Origin of the sequence: Acidipropionibacterium jensenii DSM 20535 (assembly GCF_000425285.1) — a bacterium.
Classification (GTDB): Bacteria; Actinomycetota; Actinomycetes; order Propionibacteriales; family Propionibacteriaceae; genus Acidipropionibacterium; species Acidipropionibacterium jensenii.
In genome coordinates, this window is the sequence record NZ_AUDD01000001.1 from 94,264 (window position 1) to 111,408 (window position 17,145).

Below are 17,145 nucleotides of genomic sequence, written 5' to 3' on the forward strand. Positions count from 1 at the left end.
CGATGGCCGGCAACGAGCCAGAACGGCACCAGGGGGTGTTCGACGGTCGGATCGGGGAGCATGGAGTGAGCCTGCGCAGGCGTGGATCGCGGTGGCGACCACTGGCGGTGGCGATGGCGGCGCTGCTGGCGCTGGCCACCGTCGGCTGCGGCACCTCCGCCGTCCAGACGCCGGTGGCGGCCACCCCCTCGCCCACCGTCTCCCACGACGGACCCTGGGTCGACGCCGACTGGGCGCTCCCGGTGACCAGCGCCGGCACCCGGCTCGGTGAGGTCTCCGACAAGCGGATCCGGATCACCGTCTACCAGGTCGCCACGGCCCCCTCGCCGCACAACTCGGTGATGGTCGACCCGGCCGACGGCAGGCCGGTGATCGCCAAGGGCGACCGGATCGTGCTGCTGCGCTATGTCGTCACCAATATCTCCAGCGACCCGATCAGCCTGGGTATCGGGACGGTGAGCATCACCACCCGGTACCCCGACTGGCCGTGGGCCCAGGGTCTGATCGGGGTGCGCGCCCCGGCGCTGATGGCCCGCTACAAGCTGTCCACCACACCGTTCAGCGAGGGGACCGCCCGGCCGCCCTATGTGCTGGCACCGGGGGCCTCCTTCATGGTGGGCCAGAACGCCCCCTACGAGCGGGCCGAGCTGCTGCAGATCAGTGCCGCGGTGGTGGTCAGCGACGACTCGGGCAGTGAGGACGCCAGCCTCAGCTGGACCCTCCAGGGCACCGTCCACCTGCTCTGAGCGGGAGTGATCCGACCCGGCAGGCCGCCCGCCGGCCTGTGGACAACCCCGCGAAAATGTGACGGGTTGGGCATTGCGCCGAGTTGTCCACAGATTCGGTGACGTCTCCTTGAGCTCCATGTGCGCGTCTGTCTACTTTTCTGGGCATGTCGACCCGGACCGGACACCGCACCTCCGCACCGCGCGGAGGAGCTGGCGGACGCCCGGGAGGTGACGCCGGGCAGGCTCCCGCACCCGACCATCGTGGCGCGCCCCCTCGCGGCACGGCGCTGCCGAACCGTCGCTCCCCGATGCTCATCGTCGCCGGGGTGCTGTGCGCCGTGCTCGGCGCCCTGGGCGGGGCCTTCGCCTGGACCCAGGCGAGCCAGTCCCAGTCGGTGCTGGTGATGACCCGCGACGTCGCCCGCGGCGAGGAACTGCGCCACGGCGACATCGCGGTCGCCTCGATCTCGGTACCCGACCAGGTGGACACCCTGCCGGCCTCCCGTCTCGACAGCCTGATCGGACGGCGGGCGGTGGTGGATCTGCCCCGCGGCAGCCTGCCGGGCAGCCGCTCGGTCGGGGACCTGCCGGTCGCCGCCGGTCGCGCCCACGTCGGTCTCAAACTGGCCGCCGGCCGGGTCCCTACCGAGCCGATGCCCGCCGGTACCCGGATCACCATCGTCGAGGTGACCGGCGATGCCACCTCCGCAGAGACCGGCAGCCCGTCGGGGCAGAGCAGTCCGGCCGCCGGCGGGCCGTCCACCGGGACGGTTCCCAGGACCATCGACGCGGTGGTCTCGAGGGCCCCGGTGCGCGCCGAGGACCGGTCCAGCTGGCTGCTGGACGTCGAGGTCCCTCAGGCCGATGCGGCGGTCATCGCCGATCTGGCGGCCCGCGACCGGGTCGCGGTGATCGTGAGGGGGAGCTGATGGCCGTCCTGCTGCTCACCAGCGCCGCCGGGGCTCCCGGCGTCACCTCGACCGCTCTCGGGCTGGCCCTGTGGTGGCCCCGCGAGGTGGTCCTGGTCGACGCCGACCCGCATCCCTGCCATGCCGTGGAGGCCGGCTACCTCGGGGGGCGCGGTCGGGCGGGCGGCGGACTTCCGGAGCTGGCTCGGGTGCACCGGCAGGGCGGTGACCTCACCGCCGCCCTCTGGTCCCAGCTGATCGATCTTCCCCGACCCGAGGATCTCGCGCGCTCCTCCCGTCCTGCCTTCTCCCGCCCTGTGTCCTCCCGCACTGTCTCCTCCCGCACTGCCGGGACGGCGGCGGTGGAGCCGATCGGTGAAGGCGTCGACCGCGACGGTGACGGGAACAGTGAGGCGGCCCGTGACGGGGGCGGGGAGCCGGCCCACCTCCTGCCGGGGTTCGGCCATCCCGCCCAGCCCTCCCTCTTCCAGGCGGTCTGGCCGGCTCTGTCGACCTCCCTGGTCGAACTGGACCAGGCCGGGGTCGACGTCATCGTCGATCTGGGACGGGCGCCATCGGGTGCCGGCGGGGCCGCAGGTATCGGCCTGCCGGGCGACCTGGTGGCCCGCTCCGGCCTGCTGGCGCTCGTCGTGCGGGCCGGATTGCGCTCCCTGGCCGGGTTGAGTCTGCACCGCGACCGGATCGATGCCCTGGTCGCTGGCACCACCGCCACCGTCGGGCTGGTACTGATCGGCGCCGGACACCCCTACTCCGCCCACGAGATCCGCCGCCAGTTCGGGCTGCCCGTGCTCGCCGAGGTCGCGGAGGACCCGCGGGCCGCGGCGGTGCTCTCAGACGGCGTCGGCATCACCTCCGGATCGCTGCCGCGCGGCTGGGGCCGGGGCCGCTACGTCTCCTCGCTGCGCCACGGGGCATCGGTCCTGCACCGGCAGATGGCCAGGCACGCAGGTCTCGTCGATCCCGAGCTCCTCGAGGAGCCCGGGGCCGGCGCCGAGGAGGCGACATGACCCTGCCACGGCGTCTGGCCGACCTTCCCGCGCGCGACCCTCGGCCCGAGCCCGACGACCGGGGCGAGCAGGGCCTGGCGGCGGCCCTCGGGCGGATGGCGATCGGGACCCCGGAGGCCGCCCGGACCACCCTCCCGCACGACCCTCTCTCCCCTCTCCCCGACCCTCTCCCCGGCGACTCTCTCTCGACACGGCGTTCATCGACCGATGGGGAGGATCGCGGGGCCCGGCGCCTCAGCCTCTCCGACGTCTCCACTCTTCCGGTGACCTCCGGGACGCCGGGCTGGACCCGTCGGCGTCCCGCCCTCACCGGCACTGCCGCGGGCGGAGACGACGGGGTGGACTGGGGGCTGGTGGTGCGGCTGCGCCGCGAGGCCAGCGAACGGATCAGCCGGGAGCGCGCCGATCACCGCGAACGGTTCGGGACCGATCTGGAGGCCGAGGACCTGAGGCTGCTCGGGGACGCTGTCATCCGGCAGGTGGTCCATGATCACGCCGAGCGCCTCACCACCACCGGCGAGGCCCTGTGGTCCCTGGAGATCGAGATGCGCCACGTCCGGGTCGTGGCCGACGCGATCTTCGGCTACGGCAGGCTGCAGCCCCTGTTCGAGATCCCCGACGCCGAGAACATCGAGATCAACGGTTGCGACCGGGTGCTCGTGCAGTTCCCGGACGGTCACCGGGAGACTCAGCCCCCGGTCGCCGACTCTGACCAGGAGCTGGTCGAGGCGATCCGCTTCCTGGGGGAGTCCGCCAGCCCCCCGCGGCCCTTCGACGACGCCCACCCGACCATCACCGTGGCCCTGGGCGACCGCTACCGGCTCCACGCGATCGGCTTCGGGCTGGCCCACCGGCCCTCGATCGTGATCCGCCACCACACCCTCACCGAGATCACCCTCGACGACCTGGCCGCCGGCGGGATGATGCCCCACCAGGTCGCCGTGCTGCTGAGGGCGGCGGTGCGGGCCCGCCGCTCGATCGTGATTTCTGGTGATCAAGGTGCCGGGAAGACCACCCTGCTGAGGGCCCTGGTCGATGCGATTCCGCCCACCGAGCGGTTCGGCACCCTGGAGACCGACTATGAGCTGCTCACCCATCTGCACGCCGAGCAGCGCAACATGATCGCCCTGCAGGCCACCGTGGGTCTGGGTGAGCAGGTCGACGGCCGGGCGCTGGGGGAGTACACGGTGGCCGACCTGGTGCCCGAGGCACTGCGCCAGAACCTCTCCCGGCTGGTGATCGGGGAGGTGCGGGGCAGCGAGGCCGGCGCCATGTTCGAGGCGATGCAGACCGGAGCCGGGACGTTGTCCACAACCCACTCCCACTCGGCCTCCTCGACGATGGACCGGCTGGCGGCCCGGGTCGCCCAGGGCGGAGTGCTCACCATGGAGGAGGCCTACCGCCAGATCGCCCACAACATCACCCTGCTGGTCCATGTCGTGCTGGTCGACGACACCTGGCGGCAGGGCACCCGCAGACGCTTCATCTCGGAGATCCGACAGCTCACCGGGGCCGTCGAGGAGGGCCGCCCGATCACCCATCTCACCTACTCAGCGCCCGGTCTGCGGGGTTCCCGGGGGAGTCCGGGAGGGATCGGCGGGACGGCCGGGGTCGGCTCTGCGGCGGTCTTCCACCCCGATCCGGAGCTGCTGGCCGAGCTGGCCGTCGTGGAGCCGGAGATCGGGGGATGGGCATGAACGCATTCGGCGCCGCCCTGCTGGCGGCCATGATCACCGGTGGAATGGCGATGGTGCTGATCGGCGCGATCCCCCGACCGAGAAAGTTATCCACAGGGGTGTCCACAGGCTTGTGGACACGGGTGGACAAGAGCTGGCGAACGGCCCCACGGGCCGCTCGGATCCGGTGGATCACCGGTGTCGCCGGTGGGGTCGTCTGCTATCTGATCACGGGGTGGCCGATCGGTCTGATCCTGGTTCCGGCGATGCTGATCGGGCTTCCCCCGCTGCTCGCCGATCCCCCCGAGACCGAACTGGAGAAGCTGCGCGGCCTGGAGCGCTGGGTACGTCTGGTGGCCGGCTCGGCGACCACCGGGAAGTCGGTGGTCGACGCCATCCGTGCCACCCGCGGCCAGGCCCCCGAGGTGCTCGCCGAACCGCTGGCGGCCCTGGTGAGCCGGCTGGACTCCCGGTGGGGTCCCAGATCCGCCCTCCAGCGGTTCGCCGACGACCTGGACTCCGCCGACGCCGATCAGGTGGTCGCCGCGGTGGTGATCGCCGCCGAACGGGGTGGCACCGGCGCATCGGCCACCCTCGGCGCCCTGGCCGGCTCCCTGCAGGAGCGCGCCCGGGCGATGCGCGAGATCGCCACCGAGCGGGCCAAGCCGCGGATCGTGGTGCGCCAGGTCACCGCGGTGATCGGCGTGGTGCTCGGTGCCGCGATCATCGTCGGCCGCGACTTCTTCGCCCCCTACTCCTCCCTGCTCGGACAGCTGCTGCTGTGCATCTACACCGCCGCCTACGCCGGGGCCCTGGTGGTGCTGGCCAGGCGCTCCCGGCCGCGGCACCGGGAGCGGATCCTGGTCCGGGCCGCCGTCGGGCCCGCTCCGCGGTCGCTGGGCGGACGCGGTTCCGGTCCGCGCGGCGGCCCGGGGCACACCGAGGAGGTCGGCGATGCCTGATCCCACCGCCCCGGCGCCGCCCCTGTCGACCGCTGCCATGCTCGCCGCACTGCTGGCGATGCCCTCCCTGATGCTCGCCCTGGTCGCCGGTTCCGCCCTGGCCTGCGCACCGTTGCTCATCTGGGCGGGACGCCGGCCCGCCCCGGTGCGGCTGTCGGAGGGCCTGGCGCACCTGTCCGGCGACGACCGCACCGAACCGGTGGTCGAGCTGCCTGCCGACGCCGGACGCCTGGACCGGTTCGGTGCCTGGCTGGCCACCCGCCGGATCGGCGCGGTCCCGGAGCGCACCAGACGGGTGCTGTCCCTGCAGGGCCGGTCGGTCGGTGACCTGCTGGTGGAGAAGTCGGTCTGGGTGCTGGGCGGGCTGATGGTGCCGCTGATCGCCCAGATGTCGGCCCAGCTGATGGGCATGGCCCTCCCGGTGACGCCGGTCCTGCTGAGTCTGGTGCTGGGGGTGGGCGGGTGGTTCCTTCCCGATCTGAGACTGCGGTCGGAGCAGAAGGCGGTCCATCAGGACGCCGCCGAGGCGGTGCTCACCTTCGTCGACCTCGTCACCCTCTCCCGGCTGGCCAACCAGTCGGCCTCCCGGGCGGTGCTGGAGGCCTCGCAGATCAGTGACCACCCGGTGATGGTGCGGATCCGCACCAGCCTGGAGCGCTCACGGCTGGAGCAGCAGGCGCCCTGGGCCGGTCTGCAACGGCTCTCCAGGGAGCTTGACCTGCCGGGACTCGGCGATCTCGTCGAGGTGCTCACCCTCGACGACCAGGGCGCCTCCCTGGTGGCCACCCTCAGAGCACGGGCCGCCGAGATGCGAGACGCCCATCTCACCCAGGAGAAGCTTGCCGCCCATCAGGTCTCCGAGTCGATGACCGTGTGGATGGTCGTCCCGGTGCTGGTCCTCGGCCTGGTGCTGCTCACCCCGCCCCTGCTGAGTCTGTCGGGAGTGGCGCCATGATCACATCTCTTCTCCATCCCGACCCCACAAGGACGCTCACCCGTTCCCGCCCCCTGTCCGCCGCCCGATCCGTTTCCTCGACCGCCCGTCACCACACCTCAGGAGCACATCATGAGCAGTCCCCAGTCATCCCTTCCCCGACTCCGGTCCCAGCGGGCCCGCCTGATGGCGGTCCTGATGCCGATCCTCGCGGGCCTGTGGCCGGCCCCGAGACGCACCGGGGAGCGCGGCCTCAGCCAGTCCACCGAGAACGCCATCCTGCTGGTCGGAGCGGTCGCGGTGGCGACCATCGTCATCACCGCCGTCACCAGGTACGTCCAGTCCAATCTGCCCGGCTGAGGGCCTCGGCCCGCCGGGAGCGCGGACTCTCGGAGTCGGTGCAGTGGTCCCTGGTGTGGCCGGTGGTGATCCTCGCGGTGATCGGCATCGTCCAGGCGGCGGTGATCATGCAGGCCCGCTCGGCCGTCACCGAGGCCGCCCGGGCCGCGGTGCGCGCCGAGGCTCTGGTCGGGTCGCGCCGCGGCGACGCCCTGAGCGCCGCCCGCCAGGTCGCCTCCCCCTCCGGGGTCCGCGAGATCAGCGTGAGGATCAGCGAGGGCGACGGTCTGCTGCGCGCCGAGGTCACCGGCCGGGCGCCGTTCTTCCTCGACGCCGGGTCGGTCCATCTGTCCGCCGGTGCCGTGGCCGTCAGGGAGGGAACGTGATCATGCTGACCTTCCCGGTGACCACCCCGGTCTCCCCGGCGTCCCGCAGCCTCGCGCGCAGGCGTCCGGCCGACCGTCAGCGCGGTGCGGTGAGCCTCGAGGTCGCCCTGCTGGTCCCGGCCCTGCTCATCCTGGCGGCGCTGACCGCCGCATCGTGGCGGGTCCACCAGGCGCGCGGGGACGCCCAGTCCGCTGCCGAGACGGCGGCCCGCGCCGTCTCGGTGGCAGCCGGTCCGGCCAACGGACTGGCTTCTGGGAGCGCGGTCGCCAGGGCGGAGCTGGCCGGTACCCGGTGCCGGGAGGCCAGCGTCTCGATCAATCCCTCGGGTTTGGGGGTCCCGGTCGGAGAGTCCGGAACGGTGAGCGCCCGGATCGGCTGCACCGTGGCGATGTCCGACCTCCTGGTGCCCGGGCTGCCGGGCAGCATCCACATCTCGGCACAGGCCTCGGCCCCGGTCGACAGTCACAGGGAGCGCGGATCATGAGCACATCGGGTCATCTGCGGAAGGACGTCGGCAGGGTGCTGCGCGGACTCGCCTCCACCGCCCTGCTGGTCGCCCTGGTCCTCGGGTCACCGGCCGCCCTGACGGTCTGGGGTCGGATCGGGGAGCTGCGGGGGCTGAGTCTGGCGCGACTGACCGCACCCGACGACGGCTCGGTCCTGCTCGGCCTGGCCACCCTCGTCGGGTGGGCGGCATGGCTGGTCTTCACGGTCTGCGTGCTGGTGGAGGCGGTGGATCTGGCCAGCGGGTCGCGGGTCCGGCTGCGGGTGCCCGGCCTCGGTCAGGTCCAGGGGTTGGCTGCCGGACTGCTGGTCGCCAGCATCGCCCTGATCGCCCCGGTGGGACCCGCGACGTCGACCGGCCAGCCAGCCGCGATCAGCAGGACCCTGCCCGTTGACGACTCCCCCGCCCAGGACCGGACCGCGGGGTCCGAGAACACGTCGGGGAGGACCTGGGACAGATCATCTGAGGCTCTCTCCGTGGGGACGTCGGGGACGGCGTCCGAGGAGGTCGTCCAGCGGGCGTCGATGGGACGATCGGACTCGCGTCTCGCCCAACCCGCCGGCCACTCCTCCGAGAGCCGCGCGGGGGTCTGGCACCGCGTGACGGTTCAGGACTCGATGTGGTCGCTGGCCGAGCACTGGTACGGGGACGGCACCGCCTGGCGGCGGATCGTGGCTGGCAACCCGGGGCTTGACCCGGCGAACCTGCCGGTCGGACAGATCATCCTCATTCCCGGCGTCCAGGCCGGGACCACCCCTGCCCAGACCAGATCTGCGCCGACCCCTGACCCGTCCGGGGCCGCGCCCGCCTCCCCGCCGACCGCTCGACCGGCGAGAGCCCTTCCGGCCACCGGGGATCGGCAGGGACCGACGATCGTCGTGGTCGCCGGTGACACCCTCAGCGGACTGGCCCAGACCCATCTGGGCGACGCCGACCGGTGGCCGGAGATCTGGAGTCTCAACCGCGACCAGATCTCCGACCCCGACCTCATCGACATCGGCTGGAGACTGCGGATACCGGCGGTTACCGCGCCGGCGAAGCAGAGTCCGCCCTCAAAGGATGCCGGGGATGCTGGCGGGACGCCCTCACCCGCGCCGAGCAGCGCTGCACCCGACGACGCTGCCCCGAACAGCACCGATTCCGGGGACGCCGGGCCCGAGACCTCCCGCGACGCGGACACCGATGCCGCGGGAACCGATGCCGCGGATGCCCCCTCCCGTGCCGCGGCCCCGGACGCCGGATCTGCGGACCCGGAAGCCGGGACCGGCGGTGGGGAGGCGTCAACCGGGCCCACCGGGAGCGCTCAGTCGATCCCCGGAGTCCCTTCGTCGGCGGAGTCCGGGGACCACGACGGGGTGTCGGTGTCCCCCATCCGGGGGACACTGGCCGGACTCAGCCTCTTTCTGGCCGGCGGGATCGCCGGCGCCCTGGTCACCGGACGCCGACGTCAACTCTTCAGTCGGCCGGTGGGTCGACGGGTTCCGGTCCTCGGCGAGGACGCCGCCCACCTCCGGGCGGCCCTCGACACCGCGGCCGACGCGGAGCCGGAGGCCCTGCCGGACCCTGATCCCGGCGACGACCCGGCGTCCTCCGGAAGTCACGAGATGACCCCCGGGACGGTGGTGCTCGGCACGAGGTCTCCCGACGCCCAGCGGGCTGACGGCGGGATCGACGCGGACGAGCCCGTGCTGGTGGATCTGGCCGCGACCTCCGGGTGGTTCGGGGTGGCGGGATCCCCTGAGGATGCCCGGGCGATGGTCGCCGGGATCGCCCTGAGCCTCACCTGCGCCTGGTGGAGCGAGGGTCTGGAGGTGGTCGCCTGCGGTGACTCGCTGTCCTGGCTGGCCCGGACCGGCAGCGAGGCCGCCACCATCGTCGACCACGACGAGGCCCTGGAGGATCTGTCCGACCTGGTGTCGTCCCCCCATCCAGTGGGTCCGCAGCAGCCCGTCCTGGAACGGGTCCTGGTGATGGATGTCGCCCCCGTCGGACTCCCCGATCCGCGGCTGATCCGCAGCTTCGGGACTGTCATCGTGAGCCCTGTCCCGGGCGACTCCGCCGAGCTGGAGGGGGAGGACCTGGTCCGGGTGCACGCCGACGGCAGCGCCACACTCGGCGATCTGAGGTTCACCGCCCAACTCGTCGGCGAGCCGGTGCGCCGTGGGGTCCTCGATCTGGTCGCCACCACATCGCGCACCGACACCGAGCCGGCCCGGTGGTGGAACGGCGACGATCCCGATGCCGCCACGGGGCGACCGGAGAGCCAGGATCCTGCCGACCAGACGCCACATCCCGATCAGTTGCCGCAGGCGCCTCCCGGACCGCACCAGGTCGGTCCGCCCCCGTGGAGTCCCTCCGAACAGGGCCCACCCGGTCCCGACCCGGACGAGCCCGACCCACCCGAGTCCGGCCCTCCCAGTTCCGGCCAAACCCTGTTCAGCCCATCCCATTCCCACACAGATGCACCCCACCAGTCCACCATCAGCACCATCGGGGAGGTCACCGTGTCACACCGCAGCGACGTCCCGGACCCCGATCAGGGCGAGACCGGGACACCGGCCACCCCGATGCTGAGGCTGCTCGGCCCGGTCGATCTCATCGGGGCGAGGGGCCCCGAACCGGCCAGGTCCGTGCGCCAGTGCGTCGAGTACTGCGCCTGGATCCTGGACCATCCGGGGTCGGGCTCGGCGCGGATGCGCGAGGGGCTGATGGTCGCCGAACCGACCCGCCGCTCGAACACCTCCAGGCTGCGGAGGTGGCTGGGTCGCGACGACGAGGGCAGGCTCTACCTGCCGGACGCCTATGACGGGAGGATCCGGCTGAACGAGGCGGTCGGAACCGACTGGGAGAGACTCCAGCTGCTCATCTCCGGGGGAATCGCCGCGGCGGCGGACCGCAACCTTCGGGCCGCCCTGGATCTGGTGCGCGGAGCACCCCTGGCCGACGCCGCCCCCGGACAGTGGCACTGGGCCGAGGAGTGGCGGGTCGAGATGATGCAGACGGTCCGCGACATCGGCATCGAGCTGGCCCGCCGCGCGATCGACAGCGGGGACCTCGACACCGCCCGGCTGGCCCTGGCCAGGGCCCTGGTGTGCTGCCCCGAGGACGAGGAGCTCCTGGTCTGCCGGATCCGACTGGCCGATCTGGCGGGGGAGCGCTCCGAGGTGGAACGACTGGTCTACCTGCTGTCGCGCCGGGCCAGGAGACTCGGCGTCGACCTGTCGGAGGAGACCGTGGTGCTGCTCCAGGAGGTGATGGAGGGCCGGCCGAGGGCCCGAGTGGTGTGACCATCAGCGACGCCACGACCAGCGCCATCGTCGGGGCCGGCCCCGTGCCCGGACGGTGTGAGGTCCGTTGGCACCGCCGATGTGGGGCATCTTCGGGTCCCGGGGCGGTCAGATTCTGCCATGTCAGGACAACTACTGGGTTCGAGCTGACAATAGGGTGACGACAAGCTACACTCGATTCTGCGCAAGAGTATTTGTCCCATCAATTGAAGCTGGTAACAGACATGAGTAGCGCTGAGTCGTCATCCGTCAAGACCATCAAGAACTTCATCGGCGGGGAGTGGGTCGAGTCCACCTCCACCGAGTCGATCGATGTTCCCAACCCCTCCACCGGAGAGATCATCGCCCGGGTGCCGCTGGCTACCCGCGAGGAGACCGCCGCCGCCATTGAGAAGGCCGCCGAGGCGTTCAAGACCTGGGGCAAGACCTCGGTCATCAAGCGGGCCAAGATCCTGTTCGCCCTTCAGCAGCTGCTGGAGCGCGACAAGGACGAGCTGGGCACGATCATCACCATGGAGAACGGCAAGCCCCACGCCGAGGCCGTCGCCGAGGTGGGCCGTGGCATCGAGAATGTCATGCACGCCGCCTCCATCCCCAACCTGCTGATGGGCGACTCGCTGTCGACCGTCGCGACCGACGTCGAGGTCACCAACTACCGGTACCCGATCGGCGTCACCTCCGCCATCTGCCCGTTCAACTTCCCGATGATGGTGCCGTTCTGGATGTTCCCGATGGCGATCGCCTGTGGCAACACCATGGTGCTCAAGCCCTCCGAGAAGACCCCGAACCTGATGAACAAGATCATCGACCTGACGGTGGAGGCCGGGCTTCCCGCCGGTGTCCTCAACGTCGTCCAGGGGGCCAAGGACGTCGTCAACGAGCTGCTGGAGAACCCGACCGTCAAGTCGGTCTCCTTCGTCGGTTCCGAGGGTGTCGGTCGTTACGTCTACGAGCACGGGACCGCTCACTTCAAGCGGGTCCAGGCGCTCACCGGTGCCAAGAACCACTCCATCGTGCTGTCTGACGCCGACATCGACGACGCCGTCACCAAGTCGCTGTCCGGCGGCTTCGGGTCGGCCGGCGAGCGCTGCATGGCGGGCTCGGTCATCCTCGTCGAGGACGCCGTCGCCGACGAGTTCGTCGCCAAGTTCACCCAGGCCGCCAAGGACATCGACATGGGCGACACGAACGAGGAGGACTACTACCTCGGGCCGGTCATCCGCAAGGAGAACCAGGAGCGCACCTTCAAGTACATCGAGGACGGCGTCAAGGACGGCGCCAAGCTGGTCCTCGACGGCCGCGAGGGTGTGCCCGAGGGCGGCTACTTCTGCCGTCCGACCATCTTCGAGCGGGTCAGCCAGGAGATGAGCATCTGGAAGGACGAGATCTTCGCCCCGGTGGTCGACATCATCCGCGTCAAGGATCTGCCCGAGGCCGTGGACTTCGCCAACTCCCACCACCTGGCCAACGGTGCCTGCCTGTTCACCGACTCGGCGACGGCGGTCCGCTACTTCCGTGAGAACATCGACGCCGGCATGCTCGGCATCAACCTCGGTGTGCCCGCCCCGGTGGCCTACTTCTCGTTCTCCGGGTGGAAGGACTCCTTCTTCGGAGACCTGCACGCCAACGGCAAGGACTCCGTGGAGTTCTACACCCACCGCAAGGTGGTCACCGCCCAGTACAAGCAGGGTCGCTACAACAAGTGACCTACTGAACTCAGTCGGGGCCGGTTCCGCACCGGTCCCGGCTGATGGCTTCGGCCAGGTGTCGTCCCGGCACGGATGCAGCCAAACCGCACAGAGGCAGCCAAACCGCCGAGCGAAGCCGGTCCAGTGGCGGCACGGATGCAGCCAAACCGCACAGAGGCAGCCAAAAGGCACGGATGCAGTGGAGCTCCACTGCATCCGTGCCTTTTCCCTGCATCCGTGGGATGGGTGGCTCCGCCGGGGCCGGATTCCGACAGGGACGGACCCGGCAGAGCACGTATCCGTGCCTTTTCCCTGCATCCGCGGACGAGATGGCTCCGTCAGTGTTGAACCTTGGCGGTGTGACGCCGACAGGGACCAGTCACACCGGTGTCGACCCTACGAAGGGCCGACCCCACTGGGTCGGCCCACACGCCCCAGCCAATCAGGCCTTGGCCGCGTCGCGCGCCTTGGCGTCGCGAATGGCCTCGGCCAGGTGCATCTGCTGGGTGACGAACTCATGGACGTGGCAGACGTAGCCGTGCTCGCGGCCGAGCTTGGCAATGTAGCCGTTGATGAAGTCCACCTCGGTGGGGCGTCCCTTGGAGAAGTCCTGGTACATCGAGGGGTAGTGCAGCGGGTTGCCGACGGTGCTCACGTAGCGCACCGAGTCGACCTCCTCCTGGCGGGTGTTGATGAGCTGAATCCCGGCCCGCTCACAGGCGTCGTAGGCCTCGTCGACCAGGATTCGGGTGACCTCGTCGGACTGCTCGTAGGAGGCGAACTGGCCCATCTGTGCGCTGAACATCGTGCACAGCGTGTTGACCACGGAGTTGAAGATCACCTTGGCCATCAGGGTGCCGTACAGGTTGCGGGTGAGCTCGGGATTGAGGTGGGCCGTCTTGAAGTCCTGCTCCATCGCCAGGGTCGTGTCGTCCGGCTCCTCGGTGCAGTTGACCATGTGCATGGTGCCGGCTCCGGGGGCGCCGATGAAGTCGACGTCGCCGGGCCCGTTGAGGACGGTGGCGACCAGAGCGGTGCCGGCCACCAGCCGGTCATCGCTGAAGTACTTGCGCATCTTGTCGATGTGGCCCATCCCGTTCATCGCGGTGAACATGTACTGCTCGGGGCGGAACAGGTGGGCGCAGCGCGACAGCACCTCGTCGAGCTGCATCTGCTTGACGAAGACGATCCAGACGTCCGGGGAGCCGGTGTACTCCTCGGGGGTGAACATCTTGATCGGCACCAGGTGCCGGTTCTCGTGGTCGCGGGAGACGTAGACCCCGCCCTGGCGGTGGACGGCGTCGAGGTTGGGCTGCCAGGTGTCGATGAAGTCGACGTCCAGGCCCGCGACCTCCTGGAGCAGCACGCCGTAGCGGTATCCCATGGCTCCGGCTCCGATGACTGTGTACTTCATCTCTGGCTTCCTTCTGGTGTCGGGTTGAGTGGCAGGCAAGAAAAAACCCGCCGCCCCGAAAGGGGCAACGGGATGCGCGTCGCGCTCGCCTCTTGGCGGGTGGACGCGCTAGCTAATAACCTCGCCGGTCTGTCTCACGAGTCAGACAATAGGGATCACCAAGAATGTGGGACGGCGGTCTCACCATCTGATCATTCCGGCTGGTCAGCGGACCGGAGCGGCCAGAGGGGCAAGAGGGGCACGAAGTGCCGGAACAGCCGGAGGGTCCGACGGCGCAGAGGCCGGCCCGAGGATGCGTGCCGGTCAGCGGGTCGAAACGGCCGAACGGCCCAGGATCCGGCCCCTCAGGGCCCTGCGGTCCCTCAGGCCCGCCCGGTCCCCCGGTCATAAAGGGACGAGCCGTGTCTCGAGGTGATCATCGCGAACAGCCCCGCGACCAGCAGATATGCCACGGCCAGACCGATCAGACGAGGATGGGACAGGCCGTGCACCGGGAGCACCAGGGCGGCCAGGGCGGCTCCGCCGACGAACATGGCGTTGTAGATCATGTCGTAGACGATGAAGACCCGGCCCTTGTAGGCGTCGTCGATATGGGCCTGGCAGACGGTGTCCACCCCCGCCTTGAGGGACTGGGCGAACAGCCCGATGAAGAAGGAGGCCACGATGAGCGACCACCGGTTGAGCATCGCTCCCGGCAGGACCTGGACCACCGCGGTGGCGACCAGCAGGCCGATCAGACTCGCCCTCATCCCCAGGATCCGCACCACTCGCGGCATGAAGGCCGCCGACAGGACGAACCCGGCGCCCATCACCACTCCCCAGACCGCCATGTCGCCCATCGCCGCATTGACCTCGGCCTTGGCGTGGAAGTAGTTGCGGAAGCCCAGCATCATGGCGACCGAGTAGACCCCGAAGAGCAGCCGCTGGGCCCCGATCAGCCCGAGTCCGGCGCTGACATGGGGCAGCTGCCGGAGGTGGCCGAAGCCGTCGACGATGCCGTGCAGGATCTGGGACGCCGTCCGGCTGGTGTCGGGCGCGGTGGGGCCGAGCTCGTCGCGGCCGAACCGGGTGCCCAGCAGGGCGGACAGGGCGAAGAGCACGGCGGAGATGCAGAAGATCACGGTGTCGGCGTGGTGCACCGGCATCCAGTGGCCGCCGATCACCCGGACGGCGGCGGCGATCACGACCCCGATCATCATCCCGAGGGGCCCGATAACCGGCATGATCGAGGAGGCGGTGAGGTACTCCCGGCGGTCGATGGTGTGTTCCAGTCCGGCGGTGAGGGCGGCCAGCAGGAACCGGTTGAGGCTCATCGCCACCAGCAGCAGGAGCAGCAGTGAGATGTGGGCGGGGTTCTGTCTCGCCCCTCCCCAGACCAGGACGCCGACCATCAGGGCGATGAGGCAGCGCAACCCGTCGGTGCCGACCAGGATGCGCTGACGGGGCCATCGGTCCAGGGCCAGCGAGACGAAGGGGCCGATGACGCTGAACGGCAGCATCGTGATGGCCAGCACCATGGCGATCGACCAGGCGTCCGGCTGCTGCTCGGGGGAGAGCAGGACGTAGGAGGCCAGACCGACCTGGAGGGTGCCGTCAGCGGCCTGGGTGGAGACCCGGACTCCGAGGATCCGGCGGAACCGGGGTAGCCGCCACAGTCGGCGCAGTCCCTCGTTGAAGGCCACCAGGCGTCCTCTCCGTCGACACTGCGAGATTCCTCCCGGCGAAGGGCTCGAGCACACCGATCCTAGGCGAGGCGATGGACGGGGTCGTGCGGGGTGCAGCACTCCGAAGGCCCTGCACCTCTACGGCATCGAGAAGGACCGCTACGTCGATGACGAGGAGATGTTCGACCTGGTCCACGCGATGCGGACCAGGATCGTCACCAGCCCCGCCTTCTCCGGGGAGCAGATCCTGGCGGCGATCCTCTTCGAGCAGACGATGGGCCGCCAGTTCGCCGGCCGGCCGGCGGCCGACTACCTGTGGGAGACCAAGAACGTCGTCCCCTTCCTGAAGGTGGACAAGGGACTGGCCGAACCCGCCGACGGCGTCAGGGTGATGAAGCCGATCCCCGGCCTGGCCGGACTGCTGGAGAGGGCCGTGGGGGCCCACATCTTCGGGACCAAGATGCGCTCGGTGATCGACGAGGCGAACCCGAGGGGGATCGACGCCATCGTCGCCCAGCAGTTCGAGCTCGGGCATCAGATCTGCGAGGCCGGCCTGGTGCCGATCCTGGAGCCGGAGGTCACCGTCACGGCCCAGGACAAGTCCCGCAGCGAGGCTCTGCTGCTCGAGCAGATCACCAGGCGGCTGGACTCCGACCCGTTCCCCGGACCGGTGATGTTCAAGCTGAGCATCCCGACCGTCGACAACCTCTACGCGCCGCTGATCGCCAACCCCGCGGTGCTGCGGGTGGTCGCCCTGTCGGGCGGCTACAGCCGCGACGAGGCCGACGCGCTGCTGGCGCGCAACCACGGGCTGATCGCCAGTTTCTCCCGGGCGCTGTCGGAGGGGCTGTCCGACTCCCAGACCGACGAGCAGTTCAACGCCACTCTGGCGGCGTCGATCGACGCGATCTACCACGCCTCGCTCACCTGAGCGCTGGCTCGCGATGACAGCCTCGCCCCGGCTCCGCAGACAGCCCGCGGGACCGGGGCGAGGTGCGTTCGCGACATGTCAGGGCCCGACGATCCAGGCCCGCTCGGTGGCGATCAGGATCGCCTCGGCCCGGGTCCCGGCGGCGGTCTTGGCCATCGCCGCACTGAGGTGATTGCGGACGGTGCCCTCCGACAGGTGCATCCTCCCGGCGATCACCTGCACGGTCGCTCCGTCGGCCCCCGCCTCCAGCACCTCGGCCTCTCTCCTAGTGAGGGGGGACTCGCCGAACATCAGCGAGTCGGCAGCCAGTTGGGGATCGACCACCCGCAACCCGGCGTGCACCCGGCGGACCGCCTCCGCGAGCTGAGCGGCGGGGGCGTCCTTGACGATGAACCCGTGCGCCCCGCTGTCCACCGCCCGCCGCAGGAAACCGGGCCTTCCGAAGGTGGTGACCACCAGGACCTTCACGGTCGGTACCGCCTGCAGAACCTGCGCGGTGGCGGCCAGTCCGTCCAGGCCGGGCATCTCGACATCCATCAGGATGACGTCGGGTCGGGTCCGCAGGGTCTGGGCGACCACCTCGTCGCCACGGCCGATCTGGGCGACCACCCGGATGTCGCCCTCCAGCTCCAGCAGGGCGGCCATCGCCCCGCGCACCATCGCCTGGTCGTCGGCCAGCAGGACTGTGATCATG

At 70.5% G+C, this 17,145-nt stretch carries 15 protein-coding genes; 12 read left to right on the top strand and 3 right to left on the bottom strand.

All coding sequences use genetic code 11. The features are described from left to right. Positions 1 to 113: 113 nt before the first annotated feature. From H590_RS0100460 to H590_RS0100510, 11 genes are all read left to right on the top strand, one after another. Positions 114 to 746, top strand: coding sequence for a hypothetical protein (locus tag H590_RS0100460; protein ID WP_414973656.1), 633 nt, complete (start codon positions 114 to 116; stop codon positions 744 to 746). Between the two features lie 146 nt (positions 747 to 892). Beyond that, the gene (locus H590_RS0100465; protein WP_232020898.1) at positions 893 to 1,657 is read left to right on the top strand and encodes an SAF domain-containing protein; all 765 of its coding nucleotides are present in this window, start codon (positions 893 to 895) and stop codon (positions 1,655 to 1,657) included. Then, positions 1,657 to 2,664 (top strand): hypothetical protein, encoded by a 1,008-nt coding sequence (locus tag H590_RS18805; RefSeq protein WP_197720468.1) that lies wholly within the window; start codon positions 1,657 to 1,659, stop codon positions 2,662 to 2,664. Before H590_RS0100465 ends, H590_RS18805 begins: the two co-directional genes overlap by 1 nt. Before the next feature lie 452 nt (positions 2,665 to 3,116). After that, the gene (locus tag H590_RS0100475) at positions 3,117 to 4,361 is read left to right on the top strand and encodes a TadA family conjugal transfer-associated ATPase (RefSeq protein ID WP_028702004.1); all 1,245 of its coding nucleotides are present in this window, start codon (positions 3,117 to 3,119) and stop codon (positions 4,359 to 4,361) included. Next, a complete protein-coding gene (locus H590_RS0100480) occupies positions 4,352 to 5,302 on the top strand; it encodes a type II secretion system F family protein (RefSeq protein ID WP_028702005.1) in 951 nt (316 codons plus the stop codon). The genes H590_RS0100475 and H590_RS0100480 overlap by 10 nt, the downstream gene beginning before the upstream one ends. A 52-nt stretch (positions 5,303 to 5,354) precedes the next feature. Then, entirely contained in the window at positions 5,355 to 6,257 is a 903-nt protein-coding gene (locus H590_RS0100485; RefSeq protein ID WP_028702006.1) for a hypothetical protein, read from the top strand. A gap of 111 nt (positions 6,258 to 6,368) precedes the next feature. Beyond that, positions 6,369 to 6,596: a hypothetical protein gene (locus H590_RS18990; protein ID WP_036980342.1), complete on the top strand. Its 228-nt coding sequence runs from the start codon at positions 6,369 to 6,371 to the stop codon at positions 6,594 to 6,596. A gap of 38 nt (positions 6,597 to 6,634) precedes the next feature. Then, on the top strand, positions 6,635 to 6,961 hold the full coding sequence (locus H590_RS18995) for a TadE/TadG family type IV pilus assembly protein (protein WP_232020900.1): 327 nt from the start codon (positions 6,635 to 6,637) through the stop codon (positions 6,959 to 6,961). Between the two features lie 2 nt (positions 6,962 to 6,963). After that, entirely contained in the window at positions 6,964 to 7,446 is a 483-nt protein-coding gene (locus H590_RS0100500) for a TadE/TadG family type IV pilus assembly protein (RefSeq protein ID WP_232021232.1), read from the top strand. After that, positions 7,443 to 10,754 carry a LysM peptidoglycan-binding domain-containing protein gene (locus tag H590_RS0100505; protein ID WP_051238003.1) on the top strand — a complete coding sequence of 1,104 codons (3,312 nt, stop codon included), beginning with the start codon at positions 7,443 to 7,445 and terminating at the stop codon, positions 10,752 to 10,754. The genes H590_RS0100500 and H590_RS0100505 overlap by 4 nt, the downstream gene beginning before the upstream one ends. Before the next feature lie 224 nt (positions 10,755 to 10,978). Continuing rightward, positions 10,979 to 12,460, top strand: a complete 1,482-nt coding sequence (locus tag H590_RS0100510) for a CoA-acylating methylmalonate-semialdehyde dehydrogenase (protein WP_028702011.1) — start codon at positions 10,979 to 10,981, stop codon at positions 12,458 to 12,460. Positions 12,461 to 12,884: 424 nt separating this feature from the next. Here the strand turns inward: H590_RS0100510 and H590_RS0100515 are convergent, their stop codons facing one another. Together H590_RS0100515 and H590_RS0100520 are read right to left on the bottom strand one after the other, a co-directional pair. Then, a complete protein-coding gene (locus tag H590_RS0100515) occupies positions 12,885 to 13,856 on the bottom strand; it encodes a ketopantoate reductase family protein (protein WP_028702012.1) in 972 nt (323 codons plus the stop codon). Between the two features lie 362 nt (positions 13,857 to 14,218). Next, positions 14,219 to 15,538: an MFS transporter gene (locus tag H590_RS0100520; protein WP_036980345.1), complete on the bottom strand. Its 1,320-nt coding sequence runs from the start codon at positions 15,536 to 15,538 to the stop codon at positions 14,219 to 14,221. Positions 15,539 to 15,566: 28 nt separating this feature from the next. Here H590_RS0100520 and H590_RS0100525 point away from each other — a divergent pair, with 28 nt between their 5' ends. Continuing rightward, positions 15,567 to 16,451: a fructose bisphosphate aldolase gene (locus H590_RS0100525; protein ID WP_028702109.1), complete on the top strand. Its 885-nt coding sequence runs from the start codon at positions 15,567 to 15,569 to the stop codon at positions 16,449 to 16,451. A 78-nt stretch (positions 16,452 to 16,529) separates the two neighbouring features. Here H590_RS0100525 and H590_RS0100530 read toward each other — a convergent pair whose 3' ends face one another. Beyond that, positions 16,530 to 17,144: a response regulator transcription factor gene (locus H590_RS0100530; protein ID WP_028702014.1), complete on the bottom strand. Its 615-nt coding sequence runs from the start codon at positions 17,142 to 17,144 to the stop codon at positions 16,530 to 16,532. Position 17,145 lies beyond the last annotated feature (1 nt).

Bases quoted from the DNA above. Each gene is read 5' to 3' on its own strand.
- H590_RS0100530 (WP_028702014.1), bottom strand. From the start codon at position 17,144: ATGATCACAGTCCTGCTGGCCGACGACCAGGCGATGGTGCGCGGGGCG.
- H590_RS0100510 (WP_028702011.1), top strand. From the start codon at position 10,979: ATGAGTAGCGCTGAGTCGTCATCCGTCAAGACCATCAAGAACTTCATC.
- H590_RS18805 (WP_197720468.1), top strand. From the start codon at position 1,657: ATGGCCGTCCTGCTGCTCACCAGCGCCGCCGGGGCTCCCGGCGTCACC.
- H590_RS18990 (WP_036980342.1), top strand. From the start codon at position 6,369: ATGAGCAGTCCCCAGTCATCCCTTCCCCGACTCCGGTCCCAGCGGGCC.
- H590_RS0100515 (WP_028702012.1), bottom strand. From the start codon at position 13,856: ATGAAGTACACAGTCATCGGAGCCGGAGCCATGGGATACCGCTACGGC.
- H590_RS0100465 (WP_232020898.1), top strand. From the start codon at position 893: ATGTCGACCCGGACCGGACACCGCACCTCCGCACCGCGCGGAGGAGCT.
- H590_RS0100460 (WP_414973656.1), top strand. From the start codon at position 114: ATGGCGGCGCTGCTGGCGCTGGCCACCGTCGGCTGCGGCACCTCCGCC.
- H590_RS0100505 (WP_051238003.1), top strand. From the start codon at position 7,443: ATGAGCACATCGGGTCATCTGCGGAAGGACGTCGGCAGGGTGCTGCGC.
- H590_RS0100500 (WP_232021232.1), top strand. From the start codon at position 6,964: ATGCTGACCTTCCCGGTGACCACCCCGGTCTCCCCGGCGTCCCGCAGC.
- H590_RS0100480 (WP_028702005.1), top strand. From the start codon at position 4,352: ATGGGCATGAACGCATTCGGCGCCGCCCTGCTGGCGGCCATGATCACC.